The 13,927-nt window shown below is 64.5% G+C and carries 18 protein-coding genes; 10 read left to right on the forward strand and 8 right to left on the reverse strand.

The window, feature by feature from the left end:
• Positions 1–7 precede the first annotated feature (7 nt).
• On the reverse strand, positions 8–1,417 hold the full coding sequence (locus NGM15_RS16485) for a DUF389 domain-containing protein (protein ID WP_253433358.1): 1,410 nt from the start codon (positions 1,415–1,417) through the stop codon (positions 8–10).
• Between the two features lie 115 nt (positions 1,418–1,532).
• Between NGM15_RS16485 and NGM15_RS16490 the strand changes: the two genes are divergently transcribed.
• The 4 genes from NGM15_RS16490 (at position 1,533) to NGM15_RS16505 (ending at position 3,791) form a co-directional block, all read left to right on the forward strand.
• Positions 1,533–1,817: a DUF357 domain-containing protein gene (locus NGM15_RS16490; RefSeq protein ID WP_253433359.1), complete on the forward strand. Its 285-nt coding sequence runs from the start codon at positions 1,533–1,535 to the stop codon at positions 1,815–1,817.
• A 207-nt stretch (positions 1,818–2,024) separates the two neighbouring features.
• A complete protein-coding gene (locus NGM15_RS16495) occupies positions 2,025–2,990 on the forward strand; it encodes a transcription initiation factor IIB (protein ID WP_253433362.1) in 966 nt (321 codons plus the stop codon).
• A 96-nt stretch (positions 2,991–3,086) separates the two neighbouring features.
• Positions 3,087–3,266, forward strand: a complete 180-nt coding sequence (locus NGM15_RS16500) for a DUF7836 family putative zinc-binding protein (RefSeq protein ID WP_253433364.1) — start codon at positions 3,087–3,089, stop codon at positions 3,264–3,266.
• Between the two features lie 288 nt (positions 3,267–3,554).
• Positions 3,555–3,791: a UPF0058 family protein gene (locus NGM15_RS16505; RefSeq protein ID WP_253438168.1), complete on the forward strand. Its 237-nt coding sequence runs from the start codon at positions 3,555–3,557 to the stop codon at positions 3,789–3,791.
• A 292-nt stretch (positions 3,792–4,083) separates the two neighbouring features.
• Here NGM15_RS16505 and NGM15_RS16510 read toward each other — a convergent pair whose 3' ends face one another.
• On the reverse strand, positions 4,084–4,671 hold the full coding sequence (locus NGM15_RS16510; RefSeq protein WP_253433367.1) for a DUF555 domain-containing protein: 588 nt from the start codon (positions 4,669–4,671) through the stop codon (positions 4,084–4,086).
• A gap of 159 nt (positions 4,672–4,830) precedes the next feature.
• Here NGM15_RS16510 and NGM15_RS16515 point away from each other — a divergent pair, with 159 nt between their 5' ends.
• Complete coding sequence (locus NGM15_RS16515) at positions 4,831–5,742, forward strand: DNA-3-methyladenine glycosylase family protein (protein ID WP_253433369.1); 912 nt, start codon at positions 4,831–4,833, stop codon at positions 5,740–5,742.
• Between the two features lie 211 nt (positions 5,743–5,953).
• Here NGM15_RS16515 and NGM15_RS16520 read toward each other — a convergent pair whose 3' ends face one another.
• The gene (locus NGM15_RS16520; protein ID WP_253433371.1) at positions 5,954–6,487 is read right to left on the reverse strand and encodes an Rrf2 family transcriptional regulator; all 534 of its coding nucleotides are present in this window, start codon (positions 6,485–6,487) and stop codon (positions 5,954–5,956) included.
• Between the two features lie 124 nt (positions 6,488–6,611).
• Positions 6,612–7,301, reverse strand: coding sequence for a metal-dependent transcriptional regulator (locus tag NGM15_RS16525; RefSeq protein WP_253433374.1), 690 nt, complete (start codon positions 7,299–7,301; stop codon positions 6,612–6,614).
• Between the two features lie 143 nt (positions 7,302–7,444).
• Here NGM15_RS16525 and rocF point away from each other — a divergent pair, with 143 nt between their 5' ends.
• The 3 genes from rocF (at position 7,445) to NGM15_RS16540 (ending at position 10,266) form a co-directional block, all read left to right on the forward strand.
• The gene (gene rocF / locus NGM15_RS16530; protein ID WP_253433377.1) at positions 7,445–8,365 is read left to right on the forward strand and encodes an arginase; all 921 of its coding nucleotides are present in this window, start codon (positions 7,445–7,447) and stop codon (positions 8,363–8,365) included.
• Positions 8,366–8,475: 110 nt separating this feature from the next.
• Positions 8,476–9,630 (forward strand): NAD(P)/FAD-dependent oxidoreductase, encoded by a 1,155-nt coding sequence (locus NGM15_RS16535; RefSeq protein WP_253433380.1) that lies wholly within the window; start codon positions 8,476–8,478, stop codon positions 9,628–9,630.
• Positions 9,631–9,648: 18 nt separating this feature from the next.
• Positions 9,649–10,266: a small multi-drug export protein gene (locus NGM15_RS16540; protein ID WP_253433383.1), complete on the forward strand. Its 618-nt coding sequence runs from the start codon at positions 9,649–9,651 to the stop codon at positions 10,264–10,266.
• 6 nt (positions 10,267–10,272) lie between these two features.
• Here NGM15_RS16540 and NGM15_RS16545 read toward each other — a convergent pair whose 3' ends face one another.
• A complete protein-coding gene (locus NGM15_RS16545) occupies positions 10,273–10,722 on the reverse strand; it encodes a universal stress protein (protein ID WP_253433385.1) in 450 nt (149 codons plus the stop codon).
• An 85-nt stretch (positions 10,723–10,807) separates the two neighbouring features.
• Between NGM15_RS16545 and NGM15_RS16550 the strand changes: the two genes are divergently transcribed.
• Positions 10,808–11,821: a DUF3179 domain-containing protein gene (locus tag NGM15_RS16550; RefSeq protein ID WP_253433388.1), complete on the forward strand. Its 1,014-nt coding sequence runs from the start codon at positions 10,808–10,810 to the stop codon at positions 11,819–11,821.
• Positions 11,822–11,891: 70 nt separating this feature from the next.
• On the opposite strand, the gene NGM15_RS16555 is transcribed toward NGM15_RS16550, so the two are convergent.
• Positions 11,892–12,365, reverse strand: a complete 474-nt coding sequence (locus tag NGM15_RS16555; protein ID WP_253433391.1) for a DUF7384 family protein — start codon at positions 12,363–12,365, stop codon at positions 11,892–11,894.
• On the reverse strand, positions 12,358–12,558 hold the full coding sequence (locus tag NGM15_RS16560; RefSeq protein WP_253433394.1) for a hypothetical protein: 201 nt from the start codon (positions 12,556–12,558) through the stop codon (positions 12,358–12,360). Before NGM15_RS16560 ends, NGM15_RS16555 begins: the two co-directional genes overlap by 8 nt.
• Before the next feature lie 241 nt (positions 12,559–12,799).
• On the opposite strand from NGM15_RS16560, the gene NGM15_RS16565 reads away from it, so the two are divergent.
• Positions 12,800–13,495, forward strand: a complete 696-nt coding sequence (locus tag NGM15_RS16565) for a helix-turn-helix domain-containing protein (RefSeq protein ID WP_253433396.1) — start codon at positions 12,800–12,802, stop codon at positions 13,493–13,495.
• Between the two features lie 56 nt (positions 13,496–13,551).
• Here NGM15_RS16565 and ddfA read toward each other — a convergent pair whose 3' ends face one another.
• On the reverse strand, positions 13,552–13,872 hold the full coding sequence (gene ddfA, locus NGM15_RS16570; protein WP_253433399.1) for a DdfA family disk-determining factor: 321 nt from the start codon (positions 13,870–13,872) through the stop codon (positions 13,552–13,554).
• Between the last annotated feature and the right edge of the window lie 55 nt (positions 13,873–13,927).

Below are 13,927 nucleotides of genomic sequence, written 5' to 3' on the forward strand. Positions count from 1 at the left end.
AGGCGACCTAAACGCCTTGCGTTCCTGGCGTTCCTGGCATTCCCCGCATTCCTGGCATTCCCCGCATTCCTAGCATTCCGCGATCGACCGCGTGTCGACTCGCCGAGTCGAGGCGAGCGTCACCACGGTCCGTTCCGGTGTCCCGATCGACGTACTCGACGGTCACCTCGATCTGGCGACCCGTCCGATCCTCGAGGGCGTCTTCGAGCGTGGGGACGAGGTCCGGATAGGCGACGCCGTCGGGGCGACGAACCACGGCGGTCACCTCGTACGACGAGGCCAGGTCGCCCCCGACGAACTCCGTTCGGAGGTCGACCAGCTCGAGCCGATCGTACTCGGGGTCGTCCAGGGCGGTCCGAACCTCCTCGTTGACGTCGTTCTCGAAGGAGACGTGGTGAAAGAGGACGCCGCCGGCGAGCAGACAGACTAGCGAGAGGACGAGCACGGCGGGAACGATCGCGCCGAGGCGGTCGCGGGTCAGGTTCTGACCTAGATCCCCCGGAACCCAGTCGCCGGGCCGGTAGCCGAGGTACCAGAAGACGGCGAGGCCGGAGAGGACGATGGACGCGGCGTTGATCGTGAGCAGGACGAACGCCCCGGCCGCGACCAGGGGCGCGTTCCAGGCCAGGCCGATGCCGACGGCCGCCGCGGCGGGGATGAGCGCTGCGGCGATCATGACGCCGACCAGCGAGACGGGCAGGGCGGTCGCCAGACCGAACGCGCCCGCAGCACCGGCACAGATGCCGATGATCAGCGAGAGGAGGTCGGGAGAGATGCGGGTGCTCACCTGGTGGATGGCCGTGATCTCGATGGTAGAGGGGACGATCCCGCCTGAGCGAAGGAGCCAGGCGAACGCGAAGGCCCCGGCCATCGCGGCCACCAGTCCGCCGACGAGCGAGGAGATGCCGTCGACGATCATGCCGCGGTCGTTGAGCACCATCCCGACGGTACCAGTCAGCGCGGCACTCACCTGCGGGGCGATGACCATCGACCCCACGACGATGGCCGGCGAATCGAGCAGGAGACCGGCCGTCGCTACGATCGCGCTCAGGAGCGTCATCGCGTAGTAGGTGAGGCGATTCGGCGTCATGTTCAGCGCCCGCGTTCGAATCTCCTCGTAGAAGATGCTGTCGTCGGACTCACTCCCGCTGACGAAGCGCTCCTCGAGGGACTCGAGGCCCGGCGTGCGCGCCGTCTCGATCGAACTGACGACGATGAACTTGTCGTCGACACCGGCGTCTTCGAGCGTCTCGAGGACCTCCTCGACGGCCTGCGTCGGCAGCGGAAATTGGACGATGACGTTGTCTTCCCCGTCAGTGTTCTCCCGGAGGGTCACGTAATCGATTCCCTCGGTGTCGAGCGCGAACAGCACGTCGTCCCGGACGGCGGAGGGGACGAGCGCCTGTATCAATCGCATCGCCGGCATTACCACAGCCCCCTAGTTACGTCTTTATCGTCCTGACAATCGCTGTGAGTGGACCGTCCTGGATCGATGACGATGCGTTTACGACCGTTCCGGCCGACAACCGCGTATGGCCGCTGATCTCGAGGAGAAGACCGATCGGTACGGAACTTTGCTGGCGGAAGCGCTCGAGGCGGCGACCGTCGCGCCGCCGGAGGGGTCGCCGATGGCCGAGGCTGCTGCGGAGTGTGACGAGATGGCCCGGTCGTACCTCGAGGACGGCCGCCACTTTCGGGATGAAGACGACCTGGTGAACGCGCTCGCGGCGTTCTCCTACGGACACGCCTGGCTCGATGCCGGGGCTCGGATCGGATTGTTCGACGTGCCGACCGAGGGTCACCTCTTCACCGTCTGAGGGCGCCGGCGATTCCAGCGCCTGAACGCCCGATAGGCAACGAACGATCATGTACTAACCGAAACGTACATAACTACTCGCGTGACTCTTTATAAAGAAGGCAAAAGCTTTATATGCCTTTCGCCCTTACCCTGTGTTAGCTGGAGCGTCCGGGTTTTCTTCTGGTTCCCCCCACCCGGGAGCTTCGAGTAACCGAGTCGATACACCATGACAGATACGACAATTCGAACCTACAGTGGCGAGACACAGCGGGAACAAGAACCGCGAGCCAGCGAGGACGAGCAGTGCCCCGAGTGCGGCGGCCGACTAATCTCGGACAGCGAACACGCCGAGACGGTGTGTTCGGAGTGTGGCCTGGTCGTCGAGGAAGACGAGATCGATCGCGGGCCAGAGTGGCGCGCGTTCGACTCCGCCGAGAAGGACAAGAAGTCCCGCGTCGGCGCGCCGACGACCAAGATGATGCACGACCAGGGCCTGTCCACTAACATCGGCTGGCAGGACAAAGACGCCTACGGGCGCTCGCTCTCGAGCCGTCAGCGTCAGAAGATGCAGCGCCTGCGTACCTGGAACGAGCGCTTTCGCACCCGCGACAGCAAGGAGCGCAACCTCAAGCAAGCCCTCGGCGAGATCGACCGCATGGCCAGCGCGCTCGGTCTCCCGGAGAACGTCCGTGAGACCGCCAGCGTGATCTACCGGCGAGCGCTCGACGAGGACCTACTCCCAGGACGCTCGATCGAGGGTGTCGCCACCTCGTCGCTGTACGCCGCCGCGCGACAGGCCGGGACGCCGCGCAGCCTCGACGAGATCGCCGCCGTCAGCCGCGTCGACCGGATGGAGCTGACCCGGACCTACCGATACATCGTCCGCCAGCTCAACCTCGAGATCAAGCCGGCCGACCCCGAGAGCTACGTCCCGCGGTTCATCAGCGACCTGGACCTCTCGGACGAGACCGAGCGCCGGGCGCGCGACCTGCTCGAATCGGCTCGCAAGCAGGGCGTCCACAGCGGCAAGTCGCCGGTCGGCCTCGCGGCCGCGTCGGTCTACGCCGCGGCCTTGCTGACCAACGAGAAGGTCACCCAGAACGACGTCAGCGAGGTCGCGAGCATCTCCGAAGTGACCATTCGAAATCGGTACAAGGAGTTGCTCGAGGCCAGCGACACGATGACGGTCTAAGGTCGGTCGACAGCGCATCCGTCGGTTCGGTGTCGATCGACTCGTCGTTTCAACTGCGCGGTAACGTTTTTGACGGTGGGTGTGTATTGCCATAGCATGGTCGAAACGACCGTCCAACTCGTCTGCCCTGAATGCGTCAAAGAGTGGCAACTGACGCCGACGGAATTGCCCGACTCCACCTCGATGTTTCACTGTCCTAACTGCCACGCCTCCCGGCGAATGGCCGAATTTACTCGAACGGATCGCGATCTGCGAACGTTGAAACAACTCGGATAACTACGGCGGCCCGATCGCGAATCCTTTTTCGATCCCACCTGGACAGCGCACCGCGTCTCGAAGGGGTAAACCAATTTGTGTCCGCGGGAAACCTTATTGAATTCCGTCAGAAACGGGAGATTACGCCGTTCAAAATCTCGTTAGGCCCATCCTTCCGAGTGATTTTTGACGACCGATTTCCCCTCGAGATGGTCTTGAACGGCGAAATTTCGTTCAATCGCCACCTGGAGCGTGTTAACGAGACTCAAGATAATAATATAACCCTGCAGTGGGTATGATTGCATGGTTATGAAGAAACAAGAGCTCATTCACCTTCACGGCCTTCTTGCCGAAGTATCGAACCACTGTGCCAACTGGGAGGACTGTTCGGTTTCGCTCGACGAGTACGAGTCTCTTGGGATTCGGCCGACATCGATTCACAAATCGAAAACCGATCACAAAGCTGCTGTTTTTGCGCTGGCTGGGGGAATTACGCAACCGATGCGAGAGGGGGAGGCGGAAGCAGTCGCAGCCACGGCCGACTGAGTTTCCTGCGATACCCTGGTCTACGACACCACCGACTGGAGAGACTGGCTCTCTCTGACGCTTTATTTCGACTTCGACTTCGATTTCGACTTCGACTTCAACTCTCACTACTCCGCCCCGCTTCGTGTTCCACTCCACGAATCCGTTCTTCAGACCCACGAATCCGTTCTTCAGACCCCCGAATCCGTACTTCGAAGCTCTCGAGCGACGGACTGTGCTGCTCTCGCTCGAGATACACGCTGCTCAGTATTCGTGGGACGGCTAGTCGACTACTGCATCTGGTTGGCGATCGTCACTCGAGCAAGTCTTCGAACTCGGGGAGGACGTCGTCGTCTGTTTCGGAGGCGTGCTCGTTAGCCGCGTCTTCGCTGGGAGTCTCGTCTTCGTCGTCTCGGGCCGATTCGTCGGTCGACGGTTCGTCGTCGCTGTCGTTGCTGTCGTTGTTCGCGTGGCTGTCGTTGTCTTCGTCGCTATCGCCGTCCTCGTCGCTATCGCCGTCCTCGTCGCTATCGTTGTTCGCGTCGTTGTCGTCGCCCTCGTCGTCCTCTTCGAGCACCATCACCGAGAGCACCTCCAGGGGAATGTTCTCGAGTCGCTGGCCAATCTCCTTGCGGGCGATGCGAGAGGCGTGTTCCTCCCGTTCGACGTTGAAAACGGTCATCTCGAGTTCGAGGGCCACGAGGGCCTCGTCGGCGGCGATGAACGCAGGCGGCAGTTCTTCGCCTCCTGGAGAGGTGCGCTCGCCCATGTTGATCTCGACGTAGTTCAGGTCAGGGTTCAGCATCTCGCCCGTTTTCGAGATGGCGATACGGATTGCCTCGTCCTCCGTCTCGACGTCGAACACCGGCACGGCCGCTTCGACGACAACCCTGCAATGCATAGTGAGCTATTGTATCGCATTCGGTATGAAGGTTCGCCCGTAGTGGGCCACGGGCGTCGCTCCTGCTCCCGCTTCCACTCTCGTTCTCGCTCTCGATGTTCGAACCGGGCCGAAATCAGAAGGCCCATAGCCGCACCCACGAAGGCCACGACGAGAGCGATGGCGACAGCCACTGTCAGCGATACGATTGCCGTCGAGGACCTCTCGGGCGGGTTCGATCTGTACCTCACCCTCGAGAGCGGGCAGAGCTACCTCTGGACGCGTAGCGATGGCGAGATGTACACGGACCGTCGAGCGCCCGAGGCGTGGTACCGGACCGTCGTCGACGACGTCCCGATTCGGTTGCGCCAGCCCGATGGCCCTGGCGGCGACCTGGAGTGGCAGTCGACGGCCGACGCCGACCCGCTCGTCCGCGAGCTAGTGCGTCTCGAGGACGACCTCGAGGCGATCGCCGCGGACGCGCCCGATGATCCGTTGATCCAGGCGGCGTACGCGGCCCACGACGGGATGCGACTGGTCGACGACCCACCCTTCGGGACCCTGATCTCGTTCATCTGCTCGGCGCAGATGCGCGTCGGGCGCATCCACGGCATGGTCTCGACGCTCGCGAGGGAGTACGGCGACGCCCACGCGCTCGCCGGTGAGACCGTCTACGCCTTCCCGACGCCCGAACAGCTCGCGACCGCCACCGAAGCCGACCTCCGGGACCTGCGTCTGGGGTATCGCGCCCCCTACGTCCAGCGCACGGCCGAGATGGTTGCGAACGGCGAGGGCCACCCCGAGGATGCCCGCGATCTCGAGTACGAGGCTGCCCGCGAGCACCTCACGCGGTTCGTCGGTGTCGGCGACAAGGTGGCCGACTGCGTCCTGCTCTTCTCGCTGGGGTTCGACGAGGCCGTCCCCCTCGACACGTGGATCAGGAGTGCGATCGCGGAGTACTACCCCGATTGCGACCGCGGATCGTACGGCGAGACGTCTCGAGCGATTCGCGAGCGACTCGGCGGTCAGTACGCCGGGTACGCCCAGACGTACCTCTTCCATCACCTGCGAACGGGTGCGGTCGACGCGTAGCGGTTCGCGAGAAATTCGACCCGTCGATTCGTGCGGCCCCTCGAGCTGGCGACGACGCGCGATATGAGCGGTGGCGATGTCGTCTCGAGGCGCTGACGAGTGTACGAACGTAACTCGAGTGTACGAACGTGACTCGAGTGTACGAACGTAACTCGAGAGTACGTACGTGGCCCGAGAGTCACAGCGGGGGTCGAAGACGCGGTGCTGATCTTTAGTGGGCTGGCTCCTCTGCCGGCGCGATCATGTCCTCGATTCGCAGAATAAGGATGTTGTTCGTGTCGTCTTTCCCATCGAGTACTCCCTCGATGACCAGTTTCGACAGCGGCGTCGGCCCGACGGTGACGCTGTCGCCCTCGTGGATGTCGCCGGTCGAGCCCTGGACGTGGATCTCGGCCCGGCAGAGTTCCGGGTGGTGGACGCTCGAGAGGTCGATTTCCTCGACGATGATGCCCTCGATGGGGGTGCCCTCGTGGGTGAGCGGGACGGCCGCTGGCTCGTCCATCTGCTGGATCTCGAGGGCCTCGAAGGCGGCTGCGGTCGGTTTGTAGCCGCCTTTTGGGCCGGGGACGCCCTCGACCAGCTGGAGGGCCTTCAGGCTCTGCATCTGATTGCGGATGGTGCCGGGATTGCGGTCGACCTGCTCGGCGATGTCCTCACCTTTAATGGCATCCTCGTCCTCGGAGTGAAGATTCGTAAGCGCTCGCAAAATTTTCTTTTGGCTCGGGGTAAGCTCGATTGATGACATGGTGAATCCTTCGTAATTGATTTGCTTAAATCCGATGGTCAGGTACGGTTTCGATCGCTATCTCGATTTTCTTCACGACCGTAGTAATCAATTCCGCTTCCTGTCCGTCGATTCGTCGCCGCACTTACGACTGGGCGTCCACCGGCGTCGCGACGCGGACGTGGCGGGCCACCTCCTGTGGGAGCGAGACCTGGGTTTCGGTATCCGCTGACTCGAGCGGCCGCGCGGTCACCATCCCGAAGGGGGCGACCTCGACGATCTCGAGTTCGACCCCGGGTTCGACGCCGTGTTCGGCCAGATACGAGAGAATCTCAGGGTCGTGATCGGCGACTTCCCGGACGACGACGCGGTCGCCCGCCTCGAACGCCGAGATGGCGTCGCCGGTCGGCGTCTCCGGTGCCTCGAGCTCGGCGCTCGGAATGGGGGCACCGTGAGGGTCGACGTCGGGATCGTCCAGTGCAGCGGCGACCCTGGCCTCGAAATCCTCGCTGATGTGGTGCTCGAGGCGGTCGGCCTCCGCGTGGACCTCCGACCAGTCGTAGTCGAGGTGTTCGGTCAGGTAGGCCTCGAGCAGGCGGTGGTGGCGGATCACCTCGAGGGCGACGGTCTCGCCTTCCGGGGTGAGGACCACCCCGCGGTACTTCTCGCGGTCGACGAGGCCGCGCTCCTCGAGCTTCGAGAGCATGCTGGTGACGGTTGGCGAAGTGACATCGAGCGCCTCGGCAATGGCGGAGGTCTTGACCCGCTCGTCGCGTCCCTCCTGGAGCTGGTAGATTGCCTTGAGGTAGTCTTCCATGACGTCACTCAGCATCATCGTCCGAATTTAGGCGCGTCTATTCCTAAAGGTTCCGACGATCGAATTCGATCGCGACCGGCCCCGCTTCGCCGACCTCGCGGAATTGGGTACCCGAATCCGAAATCGGATCACTCTAAACGTCAGATGGAGAACCTCGCGGTATGGATCGAGCTGTCCACGTAATTGGTGCACCGATGGACTACGGGGCTGATCGACGCGGCGTCGACATGGGAACCTCCGCGATCAGGTACGCGGGCCTCGCCGACCAACTCGCGAACGCCGGCGTCGAGTGCCTCGACCAGGGCGACCTCCCGATGCCCCGTGCCGAGGAACGCGACCCCGACGCGAACCAGCCGGTCGAGGGCAATGCCAAGTTCCTCCGCGAGGTCGAGGACGTGACCACGCGCGTCGCCAGTTCCGTCGCGGCGACCCTGGAGACCGGCGCGTTCCCGCTGGTCCTCGGCGGCGACCACTCCATCGCCATCGGATCGATGGGCGGCGCCGCCAGGGACGCCGACCTCGGCGTCGTCTGGTTCGACGCCCACGCCGACCTCAATACGCCCGCGACGTCCCCGAGCGGGAACGTCCACGGAATGCCCCTCGCGGCGACGCTCGGTCACGGCATGTTCGACGGACTCGAGTGGGCTCACGCCCCGCGGGTCCGCGAGGAATCGGTCGCCTACGTCGGTCTCCGGAGCATCGACGAGCGCGAGCGCGAACTCGTTCGCGAAAGCGAGTTGACCGCGTTCACCATGGCCGACATTGACGATCGGGGCATTGCAGCGGCCGTCGAGGACGCCCTGGACGTGGCGACGGCGGGCACCGACGGCGTCCACGTCAGCCTCGACCTGGACTGGCTCGATCCCAACGTAGCCCCCGGCGTCGGGACCCCCGTTCGCGGCGGCGTCACCTACCGGGAGGCCCACTCGGCGCTCGAGACCGTCTACGAGCGCGACCAGGACGAGGGAATCCTCCGGTCGATGGACGTCGTCGAGGTCAACCCGATCCTGGACGAGCAAAACGAGACGGCCGAACTGGCCGCCGAACTGGCGGCGAGCGTCTTTGGGAAGCGGATTCTGTAACTATATCGAATACTTGAGTATTTCCGACGGGTTCTGCTGCATGGGAACGGTGCGCACGCCTATCCGGGTTTCAACACCTTTGTATCGGTGTGCTACGGAGGTTGGCGTATATGACCGAGAACGTCGTCGTGCTCGGCTCCGGCTACGCCGGCGCCGGTGCGATCAAGTCGCTCCAATCGGAACTCGACGAGACCGCTCGACTGACCTGGATCTCCGACACCGACTACCACCTCGTGTTGCACGAGTCCCATCGCGTGGTTCGAGATCCCTCGGTTCGCTCGGACATCACCATCCCGGTCGCCGACATCGCCGACCCCAAGACCCGGTTCATCACCGACACCGTCACCGGCCTCGACACCGAGGAACGCATCGTCGAACTCGAGGACGGAAAGGACGTCGAGTACGACTACGTGCTGGTCGCACTGGGTAGCAGCACCGCCTACTACGGCATTCCCGGCCTCGCGGAGCACTCGCTGACGCTCAAGAGCCTCGACGACGCCCTCGAGATCAACGAGCGGATCACCGAGGCGAGTCGCGACGCGACCCGCGGGGAACCGGCCCAGGTCGTCATTGGCGGCGCCGGTCTCTCGGGCATCCAGACCGCCGGTGAGATCGCGGCATTCCGCGACGAGAACCGCGCGCCCCTCGATATCCACCTGGTCGAGGCCCTCGACGAAATCTTCCCCGGGAACGATCCCGAGATCCAGCAGGCCCTGCGCGACCTGCTCGAGGAAGCCGGCGTCACGATCCACACCGACGACCCGATCACCGAGGCCGAAGACGGCGTCATCCACTTCGACGAGGGCGACCCCCTCGAGTACGACGTGTTCGTCTGGACTGGCGGCATCACGGGGCGCCAAGCCCTCGACGGGACCGACCTCGAGAACCAGCACAACCGCGTCAACGCGAAGGCGAATTTCCGGACCTCCGACGAGCGCGTGTTCGCCATCGGCGACTCGGCAATCGTCGACCAGGGCAGCCAGCCCGCCCCACCGACCGCGCAGGCCGCCTGGCAAGCCGCGGAGGTCGTCGGCGAGAACATCGCCCGCGCAATCGACAACCGCCCGCTCGAGACCTGGGAGTACGACGACAAGGGGACGGTCGTTTCCGTCGGCGACGAGGCCGTCGCCCACGGCGTCAAGAGACTCCCCGTCGACACCTTCGGTGGCTTCCCCGCGAAGAACCTCAAGAAGCTCATCGCCGCCCGCTGGATCGCCGATCTGACCTCCTGGAACCGGGCCCGCAAGGCCTGGTCCGTGCTCTGATCGAGGCCTGAGTGTCCCGTGGACCCGATCGTTTTCGACGTCTTGTCTTCGCTCGAGGGCGCCCTCAGTAGCCTTGCCGATGGATCGGTTCCGGTTTCGGATGCCGTTCCTGACCCGGTCCTGGTTCCAGGACTGGCCCAGGCGCAACTCGCCAGCGTCGAGGGGTGGGCTCGAAACCTCCTCGACGCCGCCAGTGGCCCCTGGCAGTACGCCCTCGTCTTCGCGCTCGCGGCGACTCCCCTGCTCGAGATCCTGGTGGTGATCCCGCTCGGTGTCGCCCTCGATCTCGATCCGGTCGGAGTCGCCATCGTGGCGTTTGCCGGCAACGTCCTCCCGATCTACGGCATCGTTCTGGCGGCCGACCGGGTCATGGCGTGGCTCGAGGGCCGTCGCTCGAGTGAACCCTCTAAGCGCCGAAAACGGGCGGTCCGCATCTGGAACCGCTACGGTCTGCCAGGGCTGGCGCTTCTCTCGCCCGTCACGACCGGGGTCCACCTGGCGGCCGTCCTCGCGCTTTCGCTAGGCGCTCGTGGCCGGGACACGCTCGCGTGGATGACCGCCAGCATCGCCCTCTGGACGGTCCTCATCACGATCGCCAGTGTCGTCGGACGGTCCGCGATCGAGGGCGCCTTCTAGTCGCTTCTACGGACTCACTCGGTCTGGCCCGTCGTCACCGACGACGAGAACCGGCTTCGAGGACAGGCGAACCAGCGCGTCGACCGTACTCCCCAGCAGGGCTTCGCGAAACGCCGATCGACCTTGCGCACCCACGACGATCATCGAACAGCCCTGCTCGTCGGCGTAGTCGAGAACCTCCTCGTGGGGCGTCCCTCGTTTCCGAGCGGTCGTGACGTGGACGCCGGACTCGCCCGCCGCCGCCTCGACTCGCTCCAGGGCGTCGTCAGCACGGGATCGCTGTCGCTCGCGAACCTCCTCGGGGTCGACGATTCCCGAATCGTAGGCCGTTCGGTCCTCGAGCACCGAGATGGCGAACAGCGGGACCGCGAGCGTCTCGGCGAGGAAGACGGCGTGATCGACCGCTCGCTCGGCCGTGTCGCTGCCGTCGGTGGCGACGAGAATCGACTCGTACATACCTGGCCTTGGTCGCCGATCGGAAAGAAGATTCACCTCCTGGATCGAGCCCTGGATTTTTCTCGTATCCGGACGAGGGCCTCGTATGAACGTCAGACAGGTTATTCCCCGAGACGCGATCCCCAGCATCGACGATCCCCGGTTCGGCCCGGACCACCGGGGACCGGCTTCCGACGAAGCCGTCGTCCTCGAAACCGAGGACGGCTCCGCGCGGGCGTACCCGCTCCGGATTCTCGACTACCACGAGGTGGTCAACGACGAGGTTTCGGGCGCCCCGGTGGCCGTCACCTGGTGTCCGCTCTGTGCCAGTGCCGTCGTCTACGACGCCGTCGTCGACGGTCGTCGCCTTACGTTCGGCGTGAGCGGAAAGCTCGCCGACGACGACCTGGTCCTCTACGATCGAGAAACTGACTCCGAGTGGAAACAATCCTCGGGCGTCTGCATCGACGGCTCTCTCGAGGAGGCACGACTGTCTCCGCGGGCGTCCTCACTGACGACGGTCGAGCGTTTTTCCGAGCGCTACCCCGACGGCCGAGTCCTCCAGCCCGTCCCCGACGCCGAAAGCGAAGCCGCGAGCGAGAACGACGATCCGGCGCCGGTCGACTACGACGAACGACCGTACGCGGGGTACTTCGCGAGCGACGAAGTCGGCCTCGCTGGCCTTCGTGGCGACGGTGACGGCGACAGTGACGGCGGCCGGACCTGGAACCGAACTGACCTCGAGCCCAAAGCGGTCGTCCTCGGCATCGAGCGCGCCGGCGACGCGCTCGGAATCCCCGTCCCGTGGGTTCGCGAGGCGGGTGGCGTCCTGACGGCGTCGGTCGGCGAGAGCGAGGTCGTCGTCCTGGCTGGCGAGGCCGGCATCCACGCGTTCGAGGCGCCCGATTTCGCCCTCGAGTTCGGGCGAGCGGTAGACGTGGATGTGGACGTAGACGTAGACGCAACCGGCAGCTCGCCGCTCGTCGGCGACGGCACGACCTGGGACCCCGTCACCGGCGAGAGTGAGGACGGGCGCCGCCTCGAAGCCGTCCCTGCGAAGCGATTGTTCGCGTTCGCCTGGTGTGACGATCACGGGCAGGAATCGCTCGTCGATCGGTGAGTCGGCAGCGAGTGCACCCCTGGCGCCGGTGCCGGTGAACGCGCCGCTCGGTGACGAACGTCGCGTTACCTCACGCTCGAGGGTCCAGATCCGGTCCTGGATAGGTGCCTCCCTCGACGGCCTCGTACAGGCTCTCGGCGTCGAACACCGTCGCGAACGCGTCAGGCGACCGCACGCTCACGGCGACCCGCGGCTGTAAGGTCATGCCCGCTTTCGCCGACCCCAGGCGCTCGTCGAACGAGAGGAGGTGTGCGGCGTTCCCCCGGTAGGCCGAGGCGAGTGCCGGGTGATCCTCGGACGGGTGCTCGACGCGGACGCGCTCACGCTCGAGTCGGTCACGGTGGGCTCGCGCGAGGTCGGCGTCGGCCAGCGCGGTCACGAGCGATTCGGTCGCTGCGAGAAGTTCGTCGCTCGCGACCAGGTCGATCCAGGAGTGGCGACGTACGTGGTCGAGGGCGTCCCTGGCTGCCCCGCCGACGAGGAGGTCCGCCGCGAGTACGTCCGCGTCGGCGACGACGCGCGCCGGGTTCGGCTGGTCAGGCATCTTCGTCCTCCGGGGTCGATTCGGGCGCAGGTTTCGGTTCCGATTTCGACGCTGGTTCCGGCTTCGATCCTGAACCTGGATTGGGGTCGTCGTCGGCCGACTCGCGCCGTCTCGCTAGCTCGTTTTGAATCGTCTCGAGATCACCCGTGAACGACTCGCCCCGGTCGAACAGCGTTTGCCAGCGTTCGGTCATCACTCGAGGTTGGGGTTCGATCCTCAAAAGTACTCGAGCGGCGGCCGGTCAGTCGATGGTCGCGTTTGTTCGAGAGTGGCGTCGAGTTCGCGGTGGGAGGCAAGTCGAGCCCGTGGTGGGAGGCAAGTCGAGCCCGTGGTGGGAGGCAAGTCGAGTCAGGCAGCGATTTCGTCCAGGTAGCAACCAAATTATATAGGGGGTAGAATATTGATTCACCTATGTGTGATTTTCCGTGAGAAAAATGCGCCGGTCCCCTAACGCGAAACGGAGTGCCTCCGCCGTCGAAGTTACGTTTTCTGTATCTGACGATTCGTATCCGTTCGTCGCGGCATCGACCATCGATGGCTGTGAAATCGAGTTAGCGAAACTGCTTCCGCGGGACGACGGCCGGTTCGCGGAGTACTTCACCGTCACGGGGGCCGAGACGAGTCGAATCCGCGACCTCGCGGCGAACCACGCCTCGATGAGCGTTTCGCTTCTCGAATCGTACGACCGCGGTGGGTTGTTCGAATTTCTGGTGTCCGTCGACTGTCCCGCCGTGACCCTGGCGACGTGCGGAGCGCTCCCCAGAGAGGTTCGTGGCGTCGACGGCGAAGGACGGATCGTCGCCGAAATACCGTCGCCGTACGACGCTGGTAACGTCATCGAGACGTTTCTCGAGGAGACCGCCGGCGCCTCGCTCGTCTCCAAGCGCGAAACGGGATCCATTACGCCGCTCTTTACGGAATCGTCGTTCGAGCAGGTCCTGGAGGCCCAGCTCACCGACCGTCAGCACGAGGTGCTCGAGGTCGCCTACGACGCGGGCTACTACGACTGGCCGCGAACGTGTACCGGCGAGGAGGTAGCCGAGCGCCTCGACATTACCTCCGCAACGTTCTCAGAGCACATCCACACCGCCGAGCGAAAGCTGCTCACGATGCTTTTCAGCGGGTCGTGAGGCTGGGGACGTGACCGAACACGACGGAACGTGACTGAACGCGACAGACCACGACGTCAATCGCTCTCAGAAACTGTGACGGTCGTCCGGCCGCTGGTAGCGATGGTCACGTCACACCCGTGAAACCGGAACTCGATGACGCCCGTTCGCAGTGATACTCCGTGGCCGGTCGGTGCGAACAGTTGATCGAGCGCCTCGGGGTCGACGACCTCGTAGAGCGGGGGGATGGATTCCGGTGTCGACCCGGTGGCGGCGGCGACCGCCTCGACCACCTCTTCCGAGGGTGATTCCTCGCTCGCCCAGTCGTGGAAGACGGTGTACGTGTCGGTCTCCGGATCGTACCCAATCCTGTCGTCGGGTGAGTGGTTTGAGGACATTGGAGGACAGAAGTGATTATCGACTATCAGGCACGATGAGGGGCGACGTCTTAGT

It is taken from the genome of Natronosalvus halobius, assembly GCF_024138145.1.
Classification (GTDB): domain Archaea; phylum Halobacteriota; class Halobacteria; order Halobacteriales; family Natrialbaceae; genus Natronosalvus; species Natronosalvus halobius.

Coding starts and splice junctions, on each gene's coding strand:
- NGM15_RS16485 (WP_253433358.1), bottom strand. CDS start 1,417: ATGCGATTGATACAGGCGCTCGTCCCCTCCGCCGTCCGGGACGACGTG.
- NGM15_RS16490 (WP_253433359.1), top strand. CDS start 1,533: ATGGCCGCTGATCTCGAGGAGAAGACCGATCGGTACGGAACTTTGCTG.
- NGM15_RS16495 (WP_253433362.1), top strand. CDS start 2,025: ATGACAGATACGACAATTCGAACCTACAGTGGCGAGACACAGCGGGAA.
- NGM15_RS16500 (WP_253433364.1), top strand. CDS start 3,087: ATGGTCGAAACGACCGTCCAACTCGTCTGCCCTGAATGCGTCAAAGAG.
- NGM15_RS16505 (WP_253438168.1), top strand. CDS start 3,555: ATGAAGAAACAAGAGCTCATTCACCTTCACGGCCTTCTTGCCGAAGTA.
- NGM15_RS16510 (WP_253433367.1), bottom strand. CDS start 4,671: ATGCATTGCAGGGTTGTCGTCGAAGCGGCCGTGCCGGTGTTCGACGTC.
- NGM15_RS16515 (WP_253433369.1), top strand. CDS start 4,831: ATGGCGACAGCCACTGTCAGCGATACGATTGCCGTCGAGGACCTCTCG.
- NGM15_RS16520 (WP_253433371.1), bottom strand. CDS start 6,487: ATGTCATCAATCGAGCTTACCCCGAGCCAAAAGAAAATTTTGCGAGCG.
- NGM15_RS16525 (WP_253433374.1), bottom strand. CDS start 7,301: ATGATGCTGAGTGACGTCATGGAAGACTACCTCAAGGCAATCTACCAG.
- rocF (WP_253433377.1), top strand. CDS start 7,445: ATGGATCGAGCTGTCCACGTAATTGGTGCACCGATGGACTACGGGGCT.
- NGM15_RS16535 (WP_253433380.1), top strand. CDS start 8,476: ATGACCGAGAACGTCGTCGTGCTCGGCTCCGGCTACGCCGGCGCCGGT.
- NGM15_RS16545 (WP_253433385.1), bottom strand. CDS start 10,722: ATGTACGAGTCGATTCTCGTCGCCACCGACGGCAGCGACACGGCCGAG.
- NGM15_RS16550 (WP_253433388.1), top strand. CDS start 10,808: ATGAACGTCAGACAGGTTATTCCCCGAGACGCGATCCCCAGCATCGAC.
- NGM15_RS16555 (WP_253433391.1), bottom strand. CDS start 12,365: ATGCCTGACCAGCCGAACCCGGCGCGCGTCGTCGCCGACGCGGACGTA.
- NGM15_RS16560 (WP_253433394.1), bottom strand. CDS start 12,558: ATGACCGAACGCTGGCAAACGCTGTTCGACCGGGGCGAGTCGTTCACG.
- NGM15_RS16565 (WP_253433396.1), top strand. CDS start 12,800: ATGCGCCGGTCCCCTAACGCGAAACGGAGTGCCTCCGCCGTCGAAGTT.
- ddfA (WP_253433399.1), bottom strand. CDS start 13,872: ATGTCCTCAAACCACTCACCCGACGACAGGATTGGGTACGATCCGGAG.